This is a genomic window from Psychrobacter sp. TB20-MNA-CIBAN-0197 (assembly GCF_040309765.1).
GTDB lineage: Bacteria > Pseudomonadota > Gammaproteobacteria > Pseudomonadales > Moraxellaceae > Psychrobacter > Psychrobacter submarinus.
The window spans coordinates 1-291 of record NZ_JBEOPC010000344.1; the positions used below are offsets into that span (position 1 = coordinate 1).

General features: G+C 39.5%; 1 protein-coding gene. It reads right to left on the reverse strand.

Going from position 1 to position 291, the window contains the following annotated elements; translation table 11 throughout:
• A partial coding sequence (locus tag AAEY83_RS13950) for a cellulose biosynthesis cyclic di-GMP-binding regulatory protein BcsB (RefSeq protein WP_351059731.1) occupies positions 1–266 on the reverse strand: 266 nt, incomplete at its 3' end.
• Positions 267–291 lie beyond the last annotated feature (25 nt).

Here is a 291-nt window from a genome sequence, read left to right on the forward strand (position 1 = left end):
CCTCTTAACCAGCGAGGAGCATCATATGCTTCTCTTAGCGGGAGCTGATTAATAGCCTCTATACTAGCGGTGCGACCAGTCATCAGTTTATGACCAAATGCTAAACCCGTTACTGCAGTTTTTAAATCAGCAGTGTCTTTGCCCACTATAAGTAACATTTTTTTATAGCGATGGAGTGGGTTAGAAATAATTTCAATTGTTGGTTTATCAACATCAGGGTAGTCACGTAAAAAATCAGGCTTAGAGTCGTTAGTGATAAACACCACGCTATGTTCATTAGGTGCTTTATTT